The sequence below is a fragment of the Dickeya oryzae genome (genome assembly GCF_009372235.1).
Lineage (GTDB): Bacteria > Pseudomonadota > Gammaproteobacteria > Enterobacterales > Enterobacteriaceae > Dickeya > Dickeya oryzae.
This window is the reverse complement of record NZ_ML762922.1, coordinates 199,544-218,658: the sequence shown is the minus strand read 5'-3', so window position 1 is coordinate 218,658 and position 19,115 is coordinate 199,544. Positions and strand designations below refer to the sequence as shown.

Annotated in this window: 18 protein-coding genes and 1 riboswitch; of the genes, 9 read left to right on the top strand and 9 right to left on the bottom strand. The window is 53.3% G+C overall.

Annotated features, from left to right (window positions below; all coding sequences use genetic code 11):
- Positions 1 to 25 precede the first annotated feature (25 nt).
- Positions 26 to 310 (bottom strand): helix-turn-helix domain-containing protein, encoded by a 285-nt coding sequence (locus FAZ14_RS08380; RefSeq protein ID WP_071602832.1) that lies wholly within the window; start codon positions 308 to 310, stop codon positions 26 to 28.
- 281 nt (positions 311 to 591) lie between these two features.
- Here FAZ14_RS08380 and FAZ14_RS08375 point away from each other — a divergent pair, with 281 nt between their 5' ends.
- The 6 genes from FAZ14_RS08375 (at position 592) to FAZ14_RS08350 (ending at position 7,004) form a co-directional block, all read left to right on the top strand.
- Positions 592 to 1,272: a helix-turn-helix transcriptional regulator gene (locus FAZ14_RS08375; RefSeq protein WP_016942284.1), complete on the top strand. Its 681-nt coding sequence runs from the start codon at positions 592 to 594 to the stop codon at positions 1,270 to 1,272.
- A gap of 14 nt (positions 1,273 to 1,286) precedes the next feature.
- A complete protein-coding gene (locus FAZ14_RS08370; RefSeq protein ID WP_038925581.1) occupies positions 1,287 to 2,582 on the top strand; it encodes a cytosine permease in 1,296 nt (431 codons plus the stop codon).
- Positions 2,583 to 2,800: 218 nt separating this feature from the next.
- Entirely contained in the window at positions 2,801 to 3,700 is a 900-nt protein-coding gene (locus FAZ14_RS08365; protein WP_016942282.1) for a Dyp-type peroxidase, read from the top strand.
- A gap of 90 nt (positions 3,701 to 3,790) precedes the next feature.
- Positions 3,791 to 4,672: a cysteine synthase CysM gene (gene cysM, locus FAZ14_RS08360; RefSeq protein WP_038925580.1), complete on the top strand. Its 882-nt coding sequence runs from the start codon at positions 3,791 to 3,793 to the stop codon at positions 4,670 to 4,672.
- 230 nt (positions 4,673 to 4,902) lie between these two features.
- A complete protein-coding gene (locus FAZ14_RS08355; RefSeq protein ID WP_016942280.1) occupies positions 4,903 to 5,583 on the top strand; it encodes a response regulator transcription factor in 681 nt (226 codons plus the stop codon).
- A 2-nt stretch (positions 5,584 to 5,585) separates the two neighbouring features.
- Positions 5,586 to 7,004 carry an ATP-binding protein gene (locus tag FAZ14_RS08350; protein WP_029456439.1) on the top strand — a complete coding sequence of 473 codons (1,419 nt, stop codon included), beginning with the start codon at positions 5,586 to 5,588 and terminating at the stop codon, positions 7,002 to 7,004.
- A 95-nt stretch (positions 7,005 to 7,099) separates the two neighbouring features.
- On the opposite strand, the gene crr is transcribed toward FAZ14_RS08350, so the two are convergent.
- From crr to cysZ, 5 genes are all read right to left on the bottom strand, one after another.
- Positions 7,100 to 7,609 carry a PTS glucose transporter subunit IIA gene (gene crr / locus FAZ14_RS08345; protein WP_012883547.1) on the bottom strand — a complete coding sequence of 170 codons (510 nt, stop codon included), beginning with the start codon at positions 7,607 to 7,609 and terminating at the stop codon, positions 7,100 to 7,102.
- 41 nt (positions 7,610 to 7,650) lie between these two features.
- On the bottom strand, positions 7,651 to 9,378 hold the full coding sequence (gene ptsI, locus FAZ14_RS08340) for a phosphoenolpyruvate-protein phosphotransferase PtsI (protein WP_016942278.1): 1,728 nt from the start codon (positions 9,376 to 9,378) through the stop codon (positions 7,651 to 7,653).
- A gap of 47 nt (positions 9,379 to 9,425) precedes the next feature.
- Positions 9,426 to 9,683 (bottom strand): phosphocarrier protein Hpr, encoded by a 258-nt coding sequence (gene ptsH, locus FAZ14_RS08335; protein WP_012883549.1) that lies wholly within the window; start codon positions 9,681 to 9,683, stop codon positions 9,426 to 9,428.
- Between the two features lie 399 nt (positions 9,684 to 10,082).
- Positions 10,083 to 11,051, bottom strand: coding sequence for a cysteine synthase A (cysK, locus tag FAZ14_RS08330; protein WP_016942277.1), 969 nt, complete (start codon positions 11,049 to 11,051; stop codon positions 10,083 to 10,085).
- Between the two features lie 168 nt (positions 11,052 to 11,219).
- The gene (gene cysZ, locus FAZ14_RS08325) at positions 11,220 to 11,990 is read right to left on the bottom strand and encodes a sulfate transporter CysZ (protein WP_038913247.1); all 771 of its coding nucleotides are present in this window, start codon (positions 11,988 to 11,990) and stop codon (positions 11,220 to 11,222) included.
- A gap of 222 nt (positions 11,991 to 12,212) precedes the next feature.
- Here cysZ and zipA point away from each other — a divergent pair, with 222 nt between their 5' ends.
- A complete protein-coding gene (gene zipA, locus FAZ14_RS08320) occupies positions 12,213 to 13,157 on the top strand; it encodes a cell division protein ZipA (protein ID WP_153508346.1) in 945 nt (314 codons plus the stop codon).
- A gap of 236 nt (positions 13,158 to 13,393) precedes the next feature.
- Positions 13,394 to 14,656 (top strand): L-methionine/branched-chain amino acid transporter, encoded by a 1,263-nt coding sequence (yjeH, locus tag FAZ14_RS08315; protein ID WP_020477048.1) that lies wholly within the window; start codon positions 13,394 to 13,396, stop codon positions 14,654 to 14,656.
- Between the two features lie 47 nt (positions 14,657 to 14,703).
- Here the strand turns inward: yjeH and ubiK are convergent, their stop codons facing one another.
- Entirely contained in the window at positions 14,704 to 14,991 is a 288-nt protein-coding gene (gene ubiK / locus FAZ14_RS08310) for a ubiquinone biosynthesis accessory factor UbiK (RefSeq protein WP_038925576.1), read from the bottom strand.
- Positions 14,992 to 15,151: 160 nt separating this feature from the next.
- Positions 15,152 to 15,314, top strand: a riboswitch (FMN riboswitch).
- Between the two features lie 126 nt (positions 15,315 to 15,440).
- Between ubiK and ribB the strand changes: the two genes are divergently transcribed.
- Positions 15,441 to 16,094: a 3,4-dihydroxy-2-butanone-4-phosphate synthase gene (gene ribB / locus FAZ14_RS08305; protein WP_016942272.1), complete on the top strand. Its 654-nt coding sequence runs from the start codon at positions 15,441 to 15,443 to the stop codon at positions 16,092 to 16,094.
- Positions 16,095 to 16,228: 134 nt separating this feature from the next.
- On the opposite strand, the gene tehB is transcribed toward ribB, so the two are convergent.
- Positions 16,229 to 17,119: an SAM-dependent methyltransferase TehB gene (gene tehB / locus FAZ14_RS08300; protein ID WP_050567053.1), complete on the bottom strand. Its 891-nt coding sequence runs from the start codon at positions 17,117 to 17,119 to the stop codon at positions 16,229 to 16,231.
- A 187-nt stretch (positions 17,120 to 17,306) separates the two neighbouring features.
- Positions 17,307 to 18,950 (bottom strand): class I fumarate hydratase FumA, encoded by a 1,644-nt coding sequence (gene fumA / locus FAZ14_RS08295; protein WP_038925575.1) that lies wholly within the window; start codon positions 18,948 to 18,950, stop codon positions 17,307 to 17,309.
- Positions 18,951 to 19,115 lie beyond the last annotated feature (165 nt).

Below are 19,115 nucleotides of genomic sequence, written 5' to 3'. Positions count from 1 at the left end.
CTCTGTGTTTCGCGACAATAACGTATTAACCTGCAATGTGCCGGCTGGATTTGTTACGCATCAGCTTTTGACGATCAATTAACGTATCGGTTTGCGGGTCATAATAGCGACTTGGCCAGATCTCTTCCGGGCCAACCCCTAATGCCCTGGCTATCAACAGTTCCCCTTTCGGCCAGGGACGGTATAAGGTGTTTGCCAACGTTGTAGAGCTTAACCCTGCCTGTCGGGATACCGCAGAGAGAGACGTCCCCTTCTTTCTTAAAGCTGCAATAATATCAGCTGAATGCCAGTCTGTTCTCCTTGAGCGCATTTATATCTATCCTCGCTAGCTATGACTGATTGCTATTTTTTGTGACGGGCGATTACTATTACATATTTGTATAGGTAAAAAATACTCTTGAATTAAAAAATATCTTATAAGCTTTTGTATTATGTGATGGAGGTGATTAATTAGGATGATAATAATTTGTGGTTTTGCATGGGTTTTATTGAAATTTTCATTCAATTTCTTCAATCAAAGAATTACATATAAAACTAATTGCATTTGTTTATTATTTTTTGGTGAGTATATTGGTGTGCGAGATATTTTTTATGATAAATGAATCACCGGATTATCTTCGCTCGTTTATTCCCTTACTGGATAGTCTGAGCGAACCGTGGGGAATCAAGGATCTGGCTTCTCGCCATGTGTATATGAATACGTCGGCGTACAGTTACACGAATACGCCGGTGAATTTTGATATTGAGGGAAAATCCGACGACGAGTTTCCGATAGCCTGGGCTGAACTGTCGGATGATTTTATTGAACACGACCGTCGAACGGAGAATCGGGCTGAACGGGTTACCGTTATAGAAACACACTATTGGTTTGGCAAGGCGGAGCTGTCACCATTCATTAGTGAAAAAATTCCGCTCTTTAATCCAGCCAAAGAGTGTGTGGGCATTTTATGGAATGCCCGGCCGATGACCACATTATCACCTCTGATTCATATCGATCGGCGCAAGCCAACCGTACTGAAAACCGAAATAACCACCGATCTTTTTACCCGTGCTGAACTGGATACGCTTTTCCTGGTCTTGCGGCGTTTTTCCAGCAAAGAAATTGCGAAACAGTTCAACCTGTCCAAGAGAACTATCGAGAACAGAATACAAAGTATGTATCAAAAAGCGGGTGTGCATTCGTTCAATCAGTTTGAAGAGTTTTGCTATCAACAGGGCCTGGAGAGTTTTATACCTCACTCATTGTTGACGAAAGGGATCCTATTTATCTAGCAGGGATAGCGGCAATGGAAAATATTGATGACTACCCGGTAAGCCGGGTTCCCATGTCTGTTCGACTGCCGTTTTTCAATGTGGCGTTGGTGCATATAGGGATGCTGACCGCACTGGATCAGTTTATGTTGGGTGCGGTGCTGGGGCATTCGATGACACTCGGCGATGCGTTTCTGGCTATTGCCATCGGCAGTGCGATATTTGGCGTTGTAACGCTGGGGTTAGGTTACGCGGGCATGAAGGAAGGGTTGTCCGGGAGTTTGCTGGCGCGCTGGTGTGGGTTTGGTCGCATCGGTGCGGTATTTATCGGCGCTATTATCGCTGTCAGCCTGTTGGGTTGGTTCGGTGTGCAAAACGCCGTGTTTGCCAAATCACTCAATTTTGCATTGGGCGACCGACTGGGGTTCGGCTGGTCGGCCGCACTTTCTGGTTGTGCGTTGACGTTGTTAGTCACGTTTGGTTTTAGCGCGCTGCGGTATACCGCCAGAATTGCGGTGCCGCTGTTTATCATGGTCGTCGGTTATATTTCGTTTATGACGCTCACCGGCCACAACATTACCGAACTGCTGCAAAAGGGCGTGTCTGGTGAGGCCATATCCGTGAGTGCCGGGGCGACCATGGTGGTCGGCGGTTGCATCGTAGCGAGCCTGATTACCCCCGACATGACCCGTTACTCCCGTCGTGGGTGGCATGTTTTCTGGATTACCATGCTGTCTATTATTATCGGCGAATTTGTCGTTAACGGGCTGGCAATACTGATTGCCCGTGCGCTGAATACCGCCGACATCGTGACTATCATGTCGCAAACGGCGGGCGGTATCGGGTTGATTACCGTCATTTTCTCCACGTTGCGTATCAACGACATCAATTTGTATTCCTCATCGCTGGGGATTGCGAATGCGGTTGAGGGCATCACTGGCAGAAAGCTGAGCTATAAATCCATCACGTTACTGATAGGTTTCATCGGCACTTTCCTGTCGGTGATCGGTATTCTGGACCGGTTTGTGGATTTCCTGACCTTGTTGGGGGTGTTCTTCCCACCGGTAATTGGCGTCATGCTGGTGGATTACTATATTTTGCGTACCAGCCGGAGCGTGCTGGACGAAAGCCGCCAACGCGGTGAGTTGCCAGATGCCGCCAGTACGCCACCTATCGGCTGGTCGGCGATGATCGCCAGTCTGGCAGGGAGCGCCATTGGACTGTTCACCGAATGGGGTGTTCCGGCCCTGAACTCGTTACTGGCAGCCAGTGTCGTGTATTGGGTCATCAAGGTGGCTGCCCCGGCACCGAAACCCGTTTACGCGGAGTAATCGGTAGTCTGTGATGATCATCCTTGCAAAAACAGTCACCTGCGATTTCTACCTTTATTGGTAAGGTTATCCTGTTATCGTCAACATCGTTTGATATGATGTGAATCCGATTGGGGCGTGCAGGTCGCGCCCCGTATTTTTTTGACGCAGTATTGAGATAGCCGTCCGGCATAGTTTTGTCAGCGTAAAAGAAACTGCACCGAGTGAGGAAGCAACAGATGACACAAATTCAAAGCGGTATTTTGCTGGAGCATCGCCGTTTTGCCATCTTCATGGAGGCTATGGTACAGGGCGAATTTGATGCCATCCGCCAGGGTTGCAAGAAGTTTTGTCAGGCGCTGAGTGAGTTACAGCAGCGCTTCCCTGACGCGGGGCTCGGCGCGGTGATCGCATTTGGCTACGATGTCTGGCGTGAGCTGGACTGCGATAACAGCGCGCAGGAGCTAAAACCCTTCACGCCGTTGGGTAACGGGCTGGCTCCTGCGACCCAGCGCGATATGCTGATTCACATCCAGTCGCTACGTCATGACGTCAATTTTTCACTGGCGCAGGCGGTGCTGGCTGCGTTTGGCAATACCATCAACATCGAAGAAGAAACCCACGGTTTTCGTTGGGTGGAAGACCGCGATCTGAGCGGTTTTGTTGATGGTACCGAGAACCCGCAAGGCGATACGCGTCGCGATGTGGCCATCGTACCGGATGGTCAGGCAGGTGAGGGTGGCAGCTATGTGTTTGTTCAGCGCTGGGAGCATAATCTGCGCCAGTTGAACCGCATGAGCGTCGAACAGCAGGAACAGATGATCGGTCGCACGAAGCAAGACAATGAAGAACTGTCGTCCGACGCGCGGCCAATAACCTCACACCTGAGCCGTGTCGATCTGAAAGAGGATGGCAAAGGGCTGAAAATTCTGCGCCAGAGCCTGCCTTATGGTACCGCCAGCGGTAAGCACGGCTTGTATTTCGCGGCGTACTGCGCCCGTCTTCACAATATTGAACAGCAATTGTTGAGTATGTTCGGCGACCGTGACGGCAAACGTGACGAGATGCTGCGTTTTACCCGTGCAGTCAGCGGTAGCTACTTCTTCGCGCCTTCTCTTGATCGTTTGCTATCGCTATAACAGAATCCGGTTTTGCTACGAGTGACAAACAGGCACTGCATCGCGGTGCCTGTTTTTTTGGCGACGCCTGACGTCGTGCGGAGAGAGAAAGTGAGTACGCTTGAACACTGCGTCGGCAATACGCCGTTGATCAAATTACAACGTCTGGCGGCGCATACCGGCAGCGAAATCTGGTTGAAGCTGGAGGGCAATAACCCGGCTGGGTCGGTAAAAGACAGGGCGGCGTTGTCGATGATTCAGCAGGCGGAACGCCGCGGCGAGATAGCCCCTGGAGACACGTTGATTGAGGCGACCAGCGGGAATACCGGCATTGCGTTGGCGATGGTGGCGGCGATGAAAGGTTACCGACTGCGATTACTGATGCCGGAAAACATGAGTCGGGAACGTCAGGATGCGATGCGCGCCTACGGCGCGGAGCTACTGCTGGTCAGCCGTGAGCAGGGGATGGAGGGCGCGCGCGATCTGGCCCGGCAAATGGCGCAGGCTGGCGAGGGCGTGCTGCTCGATCAGTTCAACAATCCGGATAATCCGCTGGCGCATTTCACCACCACCGGCCCGGAAATCTGGCGGCAAACCGAAGGGCGACTTACCCACTTTGTGTCCTGCATGGGGACCACCGGTACCATCACTGGCGTGAGCCGTTACCTGAAAAGCCAGAGTGATACGGTGTGCACTGTCGGCCTGCAACCACAAGACGGTAGCCAGATTCCGGGGATCCGCCGCTGGTCGCCGGACTACATGCCGGGCATCTTTCAGCCACAGCTGGTTGACCGAATTATGGATATATCGCAGCAGGAAGCGGAAAGCACCATGCAGCAACTGGCGCGGCTGGAAGGCATTTTCTGCGGCGTCAGCTCCGGCGGGGCGGTAGCTGGAGCGCTGCGTATCGCCGCCGAACATCCTGGCAGTCTGGTGGTGACCGTGGTGTGCGATCGCGGCGATCGCTATCTGTCTACCGGTGTATTTGGCTGAGGATATCCGCCAGAGCCGCACTGCCGGTCTACGCGCTTGCGTTTTAGTGTAACGCGTGGTGACTGGCACACCTTCCACCTTGCTGATGAAGATACGGTGTACCACACCCATTATTCCGATCTACAGACGTTATGTTTTGAACAGTAAAAGGTAAGGATTCCGTAAATACTGCTGCGCAGATTGCGACCAGCCCTGACAATAAGGGCGGTAACAATGCATGGGAAGAACGTATGAAAATTTTACTGGTAGACGATGACGCTGAACTGGGGAACATGTTGTGTGAATACCTCACGGCGGAGGGGTTTAGTACTTCACAGGTCATGACCGGCAAGGAAGGGATAGACGGCGCCATGTCCAGTCAGTATACCGCGATGATTTTGGACATCATGTTGCCTGACATGAGCGGGATTGACGTGCTGCGGCAAGTACGTCGGAATCACGCGATTCCCATCATTATGCTGACGGCCAAAGGCGACAATATCGATCGCGTCATTGGGCTGGAAATGGGGGCGGATGACTATGTGCCGAAACCCTGTTATCCGCGGGAACTGGTGGCGCGTTTGCGCGCGGTGTTACGCCGTTATGAAGATAAGTCGGAAAAAAGCGAAGACGCCGGGACAGTGAGCTATGGCGACCTGGTGGTGTGCCCGTCTACGCGCAGCAGCGAGTGGCGTGGCAAGATGTTTGATCTCACCGCGTCGGAATTCAACCTGCTGGAACTGCTGATGCGTTCGTCGAGCCGGGTCGTGACCAAAGATGAACTGTCGGAGAAATGTCTGGGGCGTCGCCGTGAGGCTTATGACCGCAGTGTGGATGTCCACATCAGTAATATTCGTCAGAAACTGGCCGCGCTGGATGAGTGTAACCTGACCATCGAGACCGTGCGCAGCGTTGGCTATCGGATCCGTTAATGATGCATGGAAGGCTGTTCTGGAAGATCCTGCTGGGACTGTGGCTGACGTTCTTCGTCATTTCACAGCTACTGTGGGTGGGGTTCTCGTTTTACGGCGAGCGCCCCGAGCCACCGGAAATGCGTCAGGTCAAATATACCGCGTCGTTTCAAATGGCACTGGCGGTACAGGCGTTGCGTCAGGGGGGAATGGCTGAACTGGGGAAAACGCTGGCCGACTGGCCGAAGAACGAGCGTGTTTATATCAATGTGTCGGTGGTCGGTGATAACGACACGGGCAATCTCGAACCCTTGCCGGGCACGGGAATGCCGGATGAGCCACCGCACCCCGGTAGAGGGGGATTTGGGCCTCCGCCAGAGCCAGGACGCTTCTCAGACCGAGCGGATCAGGCGTTGCAGCAGGCTGTGGAAGGCCCTGACGGGCAGCGTTACCGGGTAAGTTTTGATATCGCGCGCTGGCGGCATGATGTGATGCCGAAGGAACCCCCGGCGTCGCTGCCGTTTTTCCTGCATTTGCCGCTGCCGATGATCTGGATTGGGGCACTGGGTGGGTTGCTGTTTAGCGCGATGCTGGCATGGAATCTGGCGCGTCCGCTTGGACGGTTGCGGGCGAGCTTCGAGCAGGTGGCGCAGGGTGACCTGTCGGTACGGCTTTATCCGTCGATGCGGCGCCGCCATGATGAGATTGGCGATGTGGCTCGTGACTTTGACGCGATGGTCAGCCGTTTGTCGATACTGGTGAGTGCGCGCGAGCAACTGCTGCATGACGTTTCCCATGAGTTGCGATCGCCATTGGCCCGGTTACAACTGGCGATAGGGCTGGCGCGCCAGAACCCCGACAACGTGGAAAACGCGTTACAGCGTATGGAGCGTGAAGCCGAGCGCATGGATAAGATGATAGGCGAGGTGTTGACGCTCTCCCGTGCTGAGAATCATATGGCTAATAGCCATGCCGTTAATAGTGACGAGTATTTTGACCTGCTCGGATTAGTGAGCGCGGTGGTCAACGATGCCCGCTATGAAGCGCAGGTGCCCGGGGTCGATATTGCGTTAAGCCCCGGCGAATACGACGATTATACCGTTAAGGGCTCGGCGGAATTGATGCGGCATGCATTGGATAACATCATCCGTAATGCCTTGCGTTTCTCGTCACGTGGTCAGCAGGTGCTGGTGACCTTGTCTCGCGACGAGAAAGAGTGGTGTATCGGTGTGGCTGATAGCGGCCCGGGCGTGGATGCGAGCAAGCTCTCCAGCATTTTCGACCCGTTTATGCGTATCGATTCGCCGCAGTCGGGCAAAGGGTATGGGCTGGGGCTGGCGATAGCCCGCAAGGCGGTGGTGGCGCACGGCGGCCGGATTGAGGCGGAGAATCGTCAGCAGGGAGGATTACAGATCCATATTTGCATTCCACGTTGGCAGTAAGCGCTGTGTGGTGCATAAGCTCGCTGGCGAGAGAAACGATTGAGTGATAAAGCAAAACGGCACCCGAAGGTGCCGTTTTTCATGAGGATGTGCGGTTATTTCTTGATACGAATAACCGGGGTTTCCCCCACAACCACGGTGCCGCTCAGCTTAGTCAGTTCTTTAATCTCATCCATGTTAGAGATAACAACTGGTGTCAGAGTGGACTTGGCTTTCTCTTCCAGCAACGGCAGATCAAACTCGATCACGACGTCACCTTTCTTGACACGCTGTCCTTCTTCGGCGATGCGTTTAAAGCCTTCGCCTTTCAGTTCAACGGTATCAATACCGAAGTGAACGAACAGTTCGATACCTGTGTCTGATTCAATAGAAAAAGCATGGTTGGTTTCGAAGATTTTACCGATGGTGCCATCGACCGGCGCAACCATCTTGTTACCGCTAGGTTTGATAGCGATACCATCGCCGACGATCTTCTCAGCGAAGACAACATCAGGCACGTCTTCGATATTGACGATTTCACCGGATAACGGGGCAATGATTTCGATGCTGCCGGTTTCTTTCTTATCATCAGAAACCAGAGATTTCAGTTTATCGAACAAACCCATGATTTTCTCCTAAGCATTAATATTGGGTCAGCACAGCGGTATCAGCAAAGCGTCTTTTCTTTAATGAACCGGCTTACCAGACTGCTTAACTCTTCTGCTGTCGGCTGGGCTAATGCCTGCTCCGCCAGCGCTTTCGCATCTTCGTAGTTGGCATTGCGAATAATTTTCTTGATGCGAGGAATCGAGATGGCACTCATGCTGAACTCATCCAGACCCATTCCCAGCAGCAGTAGTGTAGCACGTTCGTCACCTGCTAGTTCACCGCACATGCCAGTCCACTTGCCTTCGGCATGGGAAGCGTCGATTACCTGCTTAATCAGGGTCAACACGGCCGGAGACATCGGGTTATAGAGATGAGAAATCAGCTCGTTCCCACGATCTACCGCCAGAGTATACTGGGTTAAGTCATTTGTCCCAATACTAAAGAAGTCAACTTCCTTCGCCAGGTGATGGGCGATGGCCGCCGCGGCCGGGGTTTCCACCATCACACCGACTTCGATGGTTTCATCAAATACTTTGTTTTCAGCACGCAACTGAGCTTTGAGCATCTCCAGTTCGGCTTTCAGGGTACGCACTTCTTCTACCGAAATGATCATCGGGAACATGATGCGCAATTTACCAAACGCGGAGGCACGCAGAATGGCGCGCAACTGCGAATGCAGGATTTCTTTGCGATCGAGACAGATACGAATCGCACGCCAGCCGAGGAATGGGTTCTCTTCTTTCGGCAGGTCCATGTACGGCAGGTCTTTGTCACCACCGATATCCATGGTACGCACGATAACCGCCTGAGCGCCCATCGCTTCCGCGACGGCTTTGTACGCCTGGAACTGCTCTTCTTCGGTCGGCAGGGCATCGCGGTCCATAAACAGGAACTCGGTGCGATACAGGCCCACGCCTTCGGCACCGTTACGTTCAGCACCGGCGATGTCGCGTACTGTACCGATGTTCGCGCACACTTCAACTTCATGACCGTCCAGCGTGATAGCCGGCAGATCTTTGAGTTTAGCGAGCTCGTATTTCTCGGTGTTGTACTGCTCCTGAACGGCTTTAAGCTGCTCAATCGTGGCCTGATCAGGATTCAGGTAAATCTTGTTGTTTACCCCATCGAGAATAACGAAATCGCCATTCTTGATTTTTTGGGTAGCGTCGGTCGTCCCAACGATGGCAGGCAGCTCCAGTGAGCGCGCCATGATCGAGGTGTGGGAAGTACGGCCGCCGATATCGGTAATGAAACCCAGCACTTTGTTCAGGTTCAACTGTGCGGTTTCAGACGGGGTCAGATCTTTGGCGATCAGAATAACCTCGTCCTGAATGTCGCCCAGATCAACGATATGCATGCCCAGGATGTTTTTCAGCAGGCGCTTGCCGATATCGCGCATGTCTGCCGCGCGCTCTTTCAGGTATTCGTCATCGAGTTCTTCCAGCGCTTTCGCCTGGGTTTCGATGACGGAAAACGCCGCCGCGTCCGCAGACGCATGCTCGTCTTTAATCAGGGAAACGATTTCCTGCTCGAACTCTTCATCTTCCAACAGCATGATATGCCCTTCGAAGATGGCTTCTTTCTCTGGCCCCAGCGTCTCGGCGGCTTTTTGCTTAATAGCCTCCAACTGCTGTGACGCTTTGGCGCGACCAGTCAGGAAGAGTTCGATTTCCTGCTCGACCTGGTCTGCGGAGATTTTTTTCCGGTTGATGACAATCTCATCATCTTTCAGTAGCAGCGCCTTACCAAAAGCGATACCCGGTGATACTAATATGCCTGAAATCATAACCCTACCTTACTTGATCCTGATGTTCACTAAAGAGAGCGGGCCGTTTACTCAAGCTCAGCCATCAGTTTAACCAGATGTTCAACGGCTTGCTGTTCGTCTTCGCCTTCAGCTGAAATCGTGACGACAGTACCCTGAGTCAGACCCAGAGTCTGCAATTTGAACAGGCTTTTCGCGCTGGCGCTTTTACCGTTAGAGGTAACGTTGATTTCGGAGGTAAAGCCTTTAGCTTCTTTCACGAACTGTGCGGCAGGGCGAGTATGCAGGCCATTTGGTGCGGTAATCGTTACTTCTTGCTTGAACATTCTGTTTTCCCCAACTTGTTGGATTAGGTTCATGTTGTGGAACTAAAGTTTAGTGTATCTACTGAACTTTAGCCTGTTTGGTTGCCCTGAATGGGTCAAGGCAGGCCGGGATGCGGTAAAGGGAAACGGAATGCGCTTACCCCTGGCTCAAATCGGTAATGCTCCTTTGTTCTTGAGTTGATGAAACATCCGGGCCTGCTGCTTCATGTCACAAGAGTGATATCCGTATGTGGAGCGTCGATAGATATTAATTTTACGCATCAAAATAATTGTCCGGTTAAATACTAAACCTGACGATGAAAAGCAATCTGCAAGTAGCAGAAAGTTTGAACTCTGCCACAAAAAAGCACCCCGCAGGGTGCTTTTTTAACTTTTAAATCACATTTTTGAGTGCAGGAATTACTGCTGCAATTCCTGTTCGGTGAACAAATCGGCAAATAACGCGGTGCTGAGGTAACGCTCGCCGGAGGATGGCAGAATCACCACGATGGTTTTGTTGGCGAATTCTTCTTCTTTTAACAGGTTAAGTGCCGCAGCCACCGCCGCACCGGAGGAAATCCCGGCCAGAATGCCTTCTTCTTCCATCAAACGACGGGCCGTGGTGATAGCCTCTTCGTTGGTAATGCGTTCAACGCGGTCGACCAGTTTCAGGTCCAGGTTGGCAGGAATGAAACCGGCACCGATCCCCTGAATCTTGTGCGGGCCGGGTTTGATTTCTTCGCCGGCCAGCGCCTGGGTGATAACTGGGGAGTCTGCCGGTTCGACGGCCACCGAAATGATCGCTTTGCCTTTGGTTTGCTTGATATAGCGGCTGACGCCCGTCAGCGTACCACCTGTACCTACACCAGCAATGAACACGTCGACTTCGCCGTCGGTGTCTTCCCAGATTTCCGGGCCAGTGGTTTTCTCATGAATTTCCGGATTGGCCGGGTTGCTGAACTGCTGCAGCAGCAGGTAATGCTCCGGGTCGCTGGCCACAATCTCTTCGGCTTTGGCGATAGCGCCTTTCATGCCTTTGGCACCTTCGGTCAGCACCAGATTGGCACCCAGCGCTTTGAGCAGCTTACGGCGCTCCAGACTCATGGTTTCCGGCATGGTCAGTGTCAGTTTGTAGCCGCGCGCTGCCGCTACATACGCCAGTGCGATACCGGTGTTACCGCTGGTCGGCTCTACGAGTTCGACGCCAGGCTTCAATACGCCGCGTTTTTCGGCATCCCAAATCAGGTTGGCACCGATACGGCATTTGACGCTGAAGCTCGGGTTACGTGACTCCACCTTAGCCAGAATACGCCCATTACCAATGCGATTCAGACGAACCAGCGGCGTATGGCCGATAGTGAAAGAATTGTCTTCGTAGATCTTACTCATAGCCCGTCCTTAATAGCTGTATGAAATTTTTGCGAACCTCAGAGAGAATACTCGTTCGGGAAAGCCAGTGAAGTAAAGAATCGCTATATCGATATGTTCTGAGGAAATATGTTTTCATTAATATCCAGTTATAGAACAGGGTAGCGTCACTGGCTCTCTGTGTCGGTATCAGTGCCGAGGCAATGTGCTGGACAGGTGGCGGTAACGATCGACCCACAAGGCGGTCGCGCCGCAGACAGCAACCGGCATGATCAACAAGTTTAGCACTGGCACCATCGTAAACAGGCTGACCAGCGCGCCGAATTGCAGATTTGCCAGCTTGTTTTGCCGCAACGCCTTTCGCATGGTGGCAAAACCGACTTTGTGGTTATCGAACGGATAATCGCAATATTGGATTGCCAGCATCCAGGCACCAAACAAAAACCACAGCACAGGAACGACGGTCTGACCGATGCCGGGTACGAAATACAGCAGCAGTAACACCAGCAGACGGGGTAAATAATAGGCCAGTTTTTGCAGTTCGCGTCGCATGATGCGGGGCACGTCTTTGGCAATATCGAGCATTCCGCTGGAGGGTAGCGGCTGGCCGGTCAGCCGGGCTTCCAGTTGCTCCGCCAGCAGGCCGTTGAACGGCGCGGCGATCAGGTTGGTCAGGGTGCTAAAGAAATAGCTGAAAACCAGCAAGACGGAAAGTGTCACCAGCGGCCAGAGCAGGTAGCTGAGCCACTGTAGCCACTCTGGCACATGGGTCATTAGCTGCGGGATCCAGGTGCCAAGCTGGCGAAACAGCCACCAAAAAGCACCACCCATCAGCAGGATATTCACCAGCATGGGAAGAATGACAAAACGACGGATACCGGGCAGAGAAAGCAGTTGCCAGCCTTTCAGAAAATAATGCAGGCCGCTGTGTTTGGGATCAAGGTGTTGCGTGTAGGACATGGGGTGGTTCTCACCTTATGGTAGGCAGGTTACGGCATCATATCGGGATGAATTTCGGCTGGCTAGTTGCGATTTGCCTGAAAAAACGGCAAAAAAATGCCCGCAGTCGATCTTTATTATCATAAACTAGTGTACAGACTTGCACTTGAGTACACAGGCAAATACAGTTAGAGGTATGTGTATTTGCCGTAGTGGCAATGTATTGGAATAACTGGGATAGCAATGATGCAGGACCTGCGTCTGATCTTGATTGTCGTTGGCGCGATCGCAATTATAGCACTGTTACTGCATGGTCTTTGGACAAGCCGTAAGGAGCGCTCGTCCCTTTTCCGTGATCGTCCGGTAAAGCGCCTGAAGCCAAAGCGTGATGATGCCCCGTTGGAGGAGCTTGACGACGGGGTGGGTGAAGTGCGGGTAACGTCCTCTCGCCGTCAGCAAAATACGCCGTCTGGCAACGCTTCGGGTGATCGTTTTGAGACGACCTTCCGCCAGGAGCCGACCGTCTACGATCCGCTGCTGGATGAAGTGGAGCTGCCAGCGTCGTCGCATCAGCCTGCTGCCCCGTATGCTGAACCGCAGCCTCGCTATCAGCCGCCAGCCTCCCAACCCCAGCCGACAGAACCGGTGCAACGCGTTGCGGAGCAGAGAGCGGAAGAGCCGGTAGCTGACGTGAACCATCACCCTCATGCTGAACCGGTGCCTGAAGCGCCGGTGGCTTCACAGCCGATGCCGCAACAAGAAGTGGTGCTGGTTTTGCACGTAGCGGCTCATCAGGGCGGTGTGATTGGAGGTGAGGTGCTGTTGCAAAGCGTGTTGCAGGCAGGTTTCCAGTTTGGCGAAATGAACATCTTCCATCGTCATGTCAACCCGGCTGGCAGTGGGCCGGTGTTATTCAGCCTGGCTAACATGGTCAAACCCGGTTCGTTCAATGTGGACGCGATGTCTGAATTTACCACGCCGGGCGTATCGATTTTCATGATGGTGCCGTCTTATGGCGATGCCAGTCAGAACTTCAAGCTGATGCTGCAGTCCGCTCAGCGTATCGCTGACGATGTGGGTGGCGTGGTGCTGGATGACGAACGTCGTCTGATGACACCGCAGAAAGTGGAAGCCTATAAAGCCCGTATCCGTGATGTGCTCAAAGCGAACAGTGCTCAGAGTGAATAATGGCCGTGTGTTGTGATATCCGCGCTTATCAGAAGCCTCCGTTTACGGGGGCTTCTTGCTTTTATCGCGTGTTACGTCCATCGGGTATGACTTTCATCAGGTATAACTTTCATCGGGTAATTACGTTCATCGCGCGGTTTTTCCGTGCTATCTCCATCGCGTCGTTTCTGTAGCGAGCGCGTTTCGTATGGCAGTGTCGGCCGGTGAGCCTACCGGTTGGCAATAAGGTGCAGACAGTGAGCGGCAATAATACGTTAAAACAGGAGTTGGGACTGGTTCAGGGGATTGGGTTGTTATCGACCTCGCTGTTAGGAACCGGCGTGTTTGCTGTGCCTGCTCTGGTGGCTGAGCAGTCGCAAGGCGATAGCTTGTGGGCCTGGCCGCTACTGATTGCTCTGGTATTTCCGATTGCGATAGCCTTTGCCTCGCTGGGAAGGCACTTCCCGAATGCGGGTGGGGCGGCGCATTTTGTGAAGCTGGCGTTTGGGCCGCGACTGGCGCGTGTGACCGGATGGTTATTCCTGTCAGTGATCCCGGTGGGGTTGCCAGCAGCGATGCAGATTGCGGCCGGGTTCTGGCAGGCGGCCTTTGGGTTGAGTGCCGACGGGTTACTGCTGGTGCAATTGCTGACGCTGGCGGCGATTTGGCTACTGGGGATACGCAGTGCCGGTTCCAGCGCCACCATCCAGACGCTGATCGCTTTACTGGTGGTGCTGTTGGTGGCGGCAATCTGGTGGAAAGGGCAGATTGCGCCGTCTCAGATTCCGTGGCCTGCGCTTACGCAGGTTCACGGCGCACAGATGCTGGATGCGCTGGCGGTGATGTTCTGGTGTTTCGTCGGGCTGGAAGCCTTTGCGCATCTGGCAACGGAATTCAAATCACCCGAGCGTGATTTCCCGCGGGCGCTGCTGATAGGCATGTTGCTGGCTGGAGCCGTTTATTGGGGATGTACTGTCGCCGTTTTGCATTTCGGGGCTTACGGTCCCCATCAGGCTGCCACCGCATCGCTGCCTGGCATAGTGGTGCGGTTGTTTGGCGAGCATGCGTTGTGGCTGGCTTGCATTGTCGGCTATCTTGCCTGTTTCGCCAGCGTGAATATTTATACCCAGGGTTTTGCCCGTCTGGTGTGGTCGCAGGCCCCGGAAGGAAGCCGACTGGCGCGCTTATCCACAGCGCGTGCACCGGTGAACGCGTTATCGCTGGTGGTGGCCTGCTGCCTGCTCTGTTGCCTGTTGATTTACTGGCTGCAACTGCCGTTATCTGAGCTGATCGTTTACGCCAACGGCATTTTTATTTTGATTTATCTGCTGTGTATGCTGGCGGGGTGGCGGCTGTTGCAAGGCCGTTCCCGTGTGATGGCAAGCATCGGGAGCGTACTGTGCGTGGCGTTGCTGCTGACACTCGGCTGGAAATCGCTGTATGCGCTAGGGATGCTGACGGTGCTATGGCTGGTGCTGCCGGTAAGACGTGCTGACATTGTCACCGAGGTCACCGAGTAAAACCAGACAGGGGCGCAGGCCCCGTCTGGCATGTGCGGACCGCCGCGTTACTGAGCGTCGGCAGGCGGTTGTTGTTCCGTTGTTTCGCGGCCTGCGACTTTCGTTTCCAGCTCGCTCATCCGCTGTTCCAACAGCGCCAGTTTTTCGCGAGTACGCAGCAATACCTGGGTTTGTAAGTCGAATTCTTCACGGCTGACTACATCCAGTTTGCCTAACTGCGATTGTAAGATCTGACGGGTTTTCTTCTCCATGTCTTCGCCAAATTCCCGGATGCCTTTTGGCATGGATTCCTGCACCTGACGGGCAATCTGCTCTAATTTCTTCGGGTCAATCATGACACTTTCCTGAACTGTTTGACGAAAGGGTGGATATACATCAAGTGTAATGCCTGACCCGCACGGTATAAACAAAAAGTCATTTTCATTCGATAAATTTTGCGATCCATAAGCGGGGTTAGTGATTGCCCCTCCCTTCGGTTAGCGCTATAGTAACCCTGCTTATTCTCAGGGCGGGGTGTAATTCCCCACCGGCGGTAAACCAGTGTGTGGCCTTAAGGTCAACTGGAAGCCCGCGAGCGCTCAAACTGCATGGTTTGAGGTCAGCAGATCCGGTGTAATTCCGGGGCCGACGGTTATAGTCCGGATGGGAGAGAGTAACGGTTTCTGACAGGCTAGCGCCTGCCCGCGTTATTTTTTGCGTTTTTGTCTGTTTGCTCAGTGCAAAAACGACTCCTCAAGTTCGCCCTGATTCTGGTAATCCATACTAACAATGAGGTTTTTTTACCATGAATCAGACTTTACTTTCCGAATTCGGTACATCTGTCGAACGCGTTGAACGTGCGCTGGATGCGTTGCGTCAAGGCCGTGGCGTCATGGTGTTGGATGATGAAGACAGGGAAAATGAAGGTGATATGATTTTCCCCGCCGAAACCATGACCGTTGAGCAAATGGCGCTGACCATTCGTCACGGTAGCGGTATCGTATGCCTGTGTATTACTGAAGAACGCCGTCAGAAGCTGGAACTGCCGATGATGGTGGAAAACAATTCCAGCCATTATCAGACCGCGTTCACCGTGACTATCGAAGCGGCTGAAGGCGTCACTACCGGGGTCTCTGCCGCCGATCGCCTGACAACCATTCGTACCGCGATTGCCGATGATGCCCGTGCGAGCGATCTGAATCGCCCAGGCCATGTGTTTCCGCTGCGTGCGCAGCCGGGCGGCGTGCTGGCGCGTGGTGGTCATACTGAAGCCACGGTGGATTTAATGCGTCTGGCTGGGTTTAAACCGTTCGGCGTGCTGTGCGAACTGACCAATGACGATGGTTCCATGGCGCATGCGCCGGAAGTGATCACCTTCGCAAAACAGCACAATATGCCGGTGCTGACTATCGAAGATCTGGTGGCTTACCGTCAGGCGGCGGAACGTAAAGCCAGCTGATTGTTGCCAGACACTATCACGTCTTTAAAACAGGGCCGGTTTTCCGGCCCTGTTTTTCAGGTATGTATTTTTTCAGGTAGATGTTTTTTCAGGCATAGCCTTTTTCAGGCGCAGGCATCTTTCAGATGCCGGGTTCAGGCTGGTTTGCGGGCTAGCAGCGTGGCAAAGCGCAGCTTGATGCGGTTGCCGTCGGCGTCGGTTTTGTGCAGTTCCCCCACATCCTCGTTGTATTTCACTCTCTCCCAGTCACGATAATAGTCGTGCAATTCGTTGTGCCCGAAAGTGAACGAGAACGGCAGTGGGCAGGGGAAGTCGTCGGTGGACATGGCCGCGACAATCAGGTTATAGCCACCGGCAACCGTGTGTTCCTGCATGTCGCTGATAATCGCCGGGACGCAGGAACGGTCCAGAAACATGAATACCACCGTCGACAGGATGAAATCGTACTGATGACGAATATCAGCCTGATTGAGGTCGTGGACAAATGCGTCGATCCCGCTGAGTGACTCATCCGCGATTATCTGGTTGAGCTTATCAATGCTCATGGCGTTCTTGTCGCAGGCTGTGACCTCAAAGCGTTTCAGGTTCAGGTAGAGTGCGTTACGTCCGCCGCCACAGCCCAGGTCCAGCGCTTTTCCTGGCTGGATATAACGCATCGCGTTGACAACTTCCGAGTGGGTGCGCGTCAGCTCATATTTTTTGTGGTAGTAATCTTCCGCCGTGCAATAAAAACTGAGCTGGCATTGCATGTTGTCGGAAAACGCGGCAATGCGGTGCCAGCGTTGTGGTTCAATATAAGGCGGTTGCTGCTGCGGTGAAAACTGCAAGCGTTCTGTGACTTCTCCTTGTTCCGTCAACAGTTCGAACGTCAGTTCGCCCTGCAGTATTTCCAGTTTTGCCCAGGTGCCTTCTTTGGTGTTGTGTTTTTCCTGGAACGTTGCTGGCAGCGTACTGCTGTTCCATATTGGCATCTGTTTATAACACATCAAGTGTTGTGCTTCGTGAATAGGTGGTGCTTTGTGCATAGTGGCCTCGCTGATTCGCATTCTGACGCCATTCTATGCCTTGTTTTACCTGATATCTATAAGTTGTATTTATAATGCATTAAATTGAACAGGCTGTCACTATGCAGCAAGGGGCAGGTGAAACCGCCTGATAAAAGCAGGGATGGCGTGTGCCATCCCTGTGTTCAATATCTGATGAGCGGCTGCCTTAGCCGCAGCGGGTGCATTTCTGTGATTGGATCACCTGGAAGAAGTCGTTGCCCTTGTCATCCACCAGAATGAAGGCCGGGAAGTCTTCCACTTCGATTTTCCAGATAGCTTCCATACCCAGTTCCGGGTATTCCACACACTCCAGACTCTTGATGCTGTTCTGCGCCAGAATCGCGGCCGGGCCACCGATGCTGCCGAGATAGAAGCCACCGTGTTTATGACACGCGTCGGTGACCTGCTGGCTGCGGTTGCCTTTGGCCAGCATGATCATGCTGCCGCCGTGGGATTGCAGCAAATCAACGTAAGAGTCCATACGGCCAGCGGTCGTCGGGCCGAGTGAACCAGACGCGTAGCCTTCTGGCGTCTTGGCCGGGCCTGCGTAGTAGATCGGGTGATCTTTCACGTATTGCGGCAGTTCACCGCCGTTGTCCAGCAGTTCCTTCAGCTTGGCGTGCGCAATGTCGCGCGCCACGATGATGGTGCCGTTCAGCGACAGGCGAGTGGAAACCGGGTATTGCGACAGCGTTTTGAGGATATCTGCCATCGGGCGGTTCAGATCGATACGCACCACTTCACCTTCGCCAGCCTGACGCAGGTGTTCCGGAATGTATTTACCGGGGTTGGTTTCCAGCTGTTCCAGCCAGATACCCTGACGGTTGATTTTGGCTTTGATGTTACGGTCCGCCGAGCAGGACACGCCCATCCCCACCGGGCAGGATGCACCGTGACGCGGCAGACGGATCACCCGCACATCGTGCGCGAAGTATTTGCCGCCGAACTGGGCACCGAGCCCCAGATTACGGGCTTCTTCCAGCAGTTCCTGCTCCAGTGCTACATCGCGGAACGCCTGACCGTGTTCGTTACCCTCGGTCGGTAATTCATCGTAGTAGCGGGTGGAGGCCAGTTTCACGGTTTTCAGGTTGGTTTCCGCAGAGGTGCCGCCGATGACAAAGGCAATGTGGTACGGCGGGCAAGCCGCGGTACCCAGCGTACGCATTTTTTCCACCAGATAGTTTTTCAGTTTACCCGGTGCCAGCAGCGCTTTGGTTTCCTGATACAGATAGGTTTTGTTGGCGGAACCGCCGCCTTTGGTGACGAACAGGAATTTATACTCATCACCTTCCGTGCTGTAGAGGTCTATCTGTGCTGGCAGGTTGGTGCCGGTGTTGACCTCTTTGTACATATCCAGCGCCGCATTCTGGGAGTAGCGCAGGTTGTCTTCGATAAAGGTGTTGTATACCCCGCGCGACAGTGCTTCAGCGTCGTTGCCGTTGGTCCACACACGCTGGCCTTTTTTGCCGACGATAATAGCAGTACCGGTATCCTGACAGGTCGGCAGGATGCCTTTGGCGGCGATTTCGGAGTTACGCAGGAACTGCAAGGCGACATAACGGTCGTTTTCGCTGGCCTCCGGGTCGTGCAGAATATCGGCGACCTGCTGCTGGTGGGAAGGACGCAGCAGGAAAGAGGCGTCGTGGAATGCCTGCTGTGCCAGCAAGGTCAGCCCCTGCGGGTCAACTTTAAGAATATCCTGGCCTTCAAACTGGCTAACGGAAACAAAGTCGCTGCTGATCAAACGGTATTCGGTTTTATCTTTCGCTAATGGAAACGGATCTTGGTAATAAAACGGTTTATTCGACATTTTCTTCTCACTTGCAGCCGCATAATTGAGTGATTTATCGGGTCTTATTTCCGCCTAAGGCTTTTGTGCCGGTCTTATTGTTGTGTCCGTCGTCTTTGGCACGACGACAAAAGCAATAAACGTGGTTGATATTCCTTAACTTGCGCCAGTTGTGCGCCTATTGAG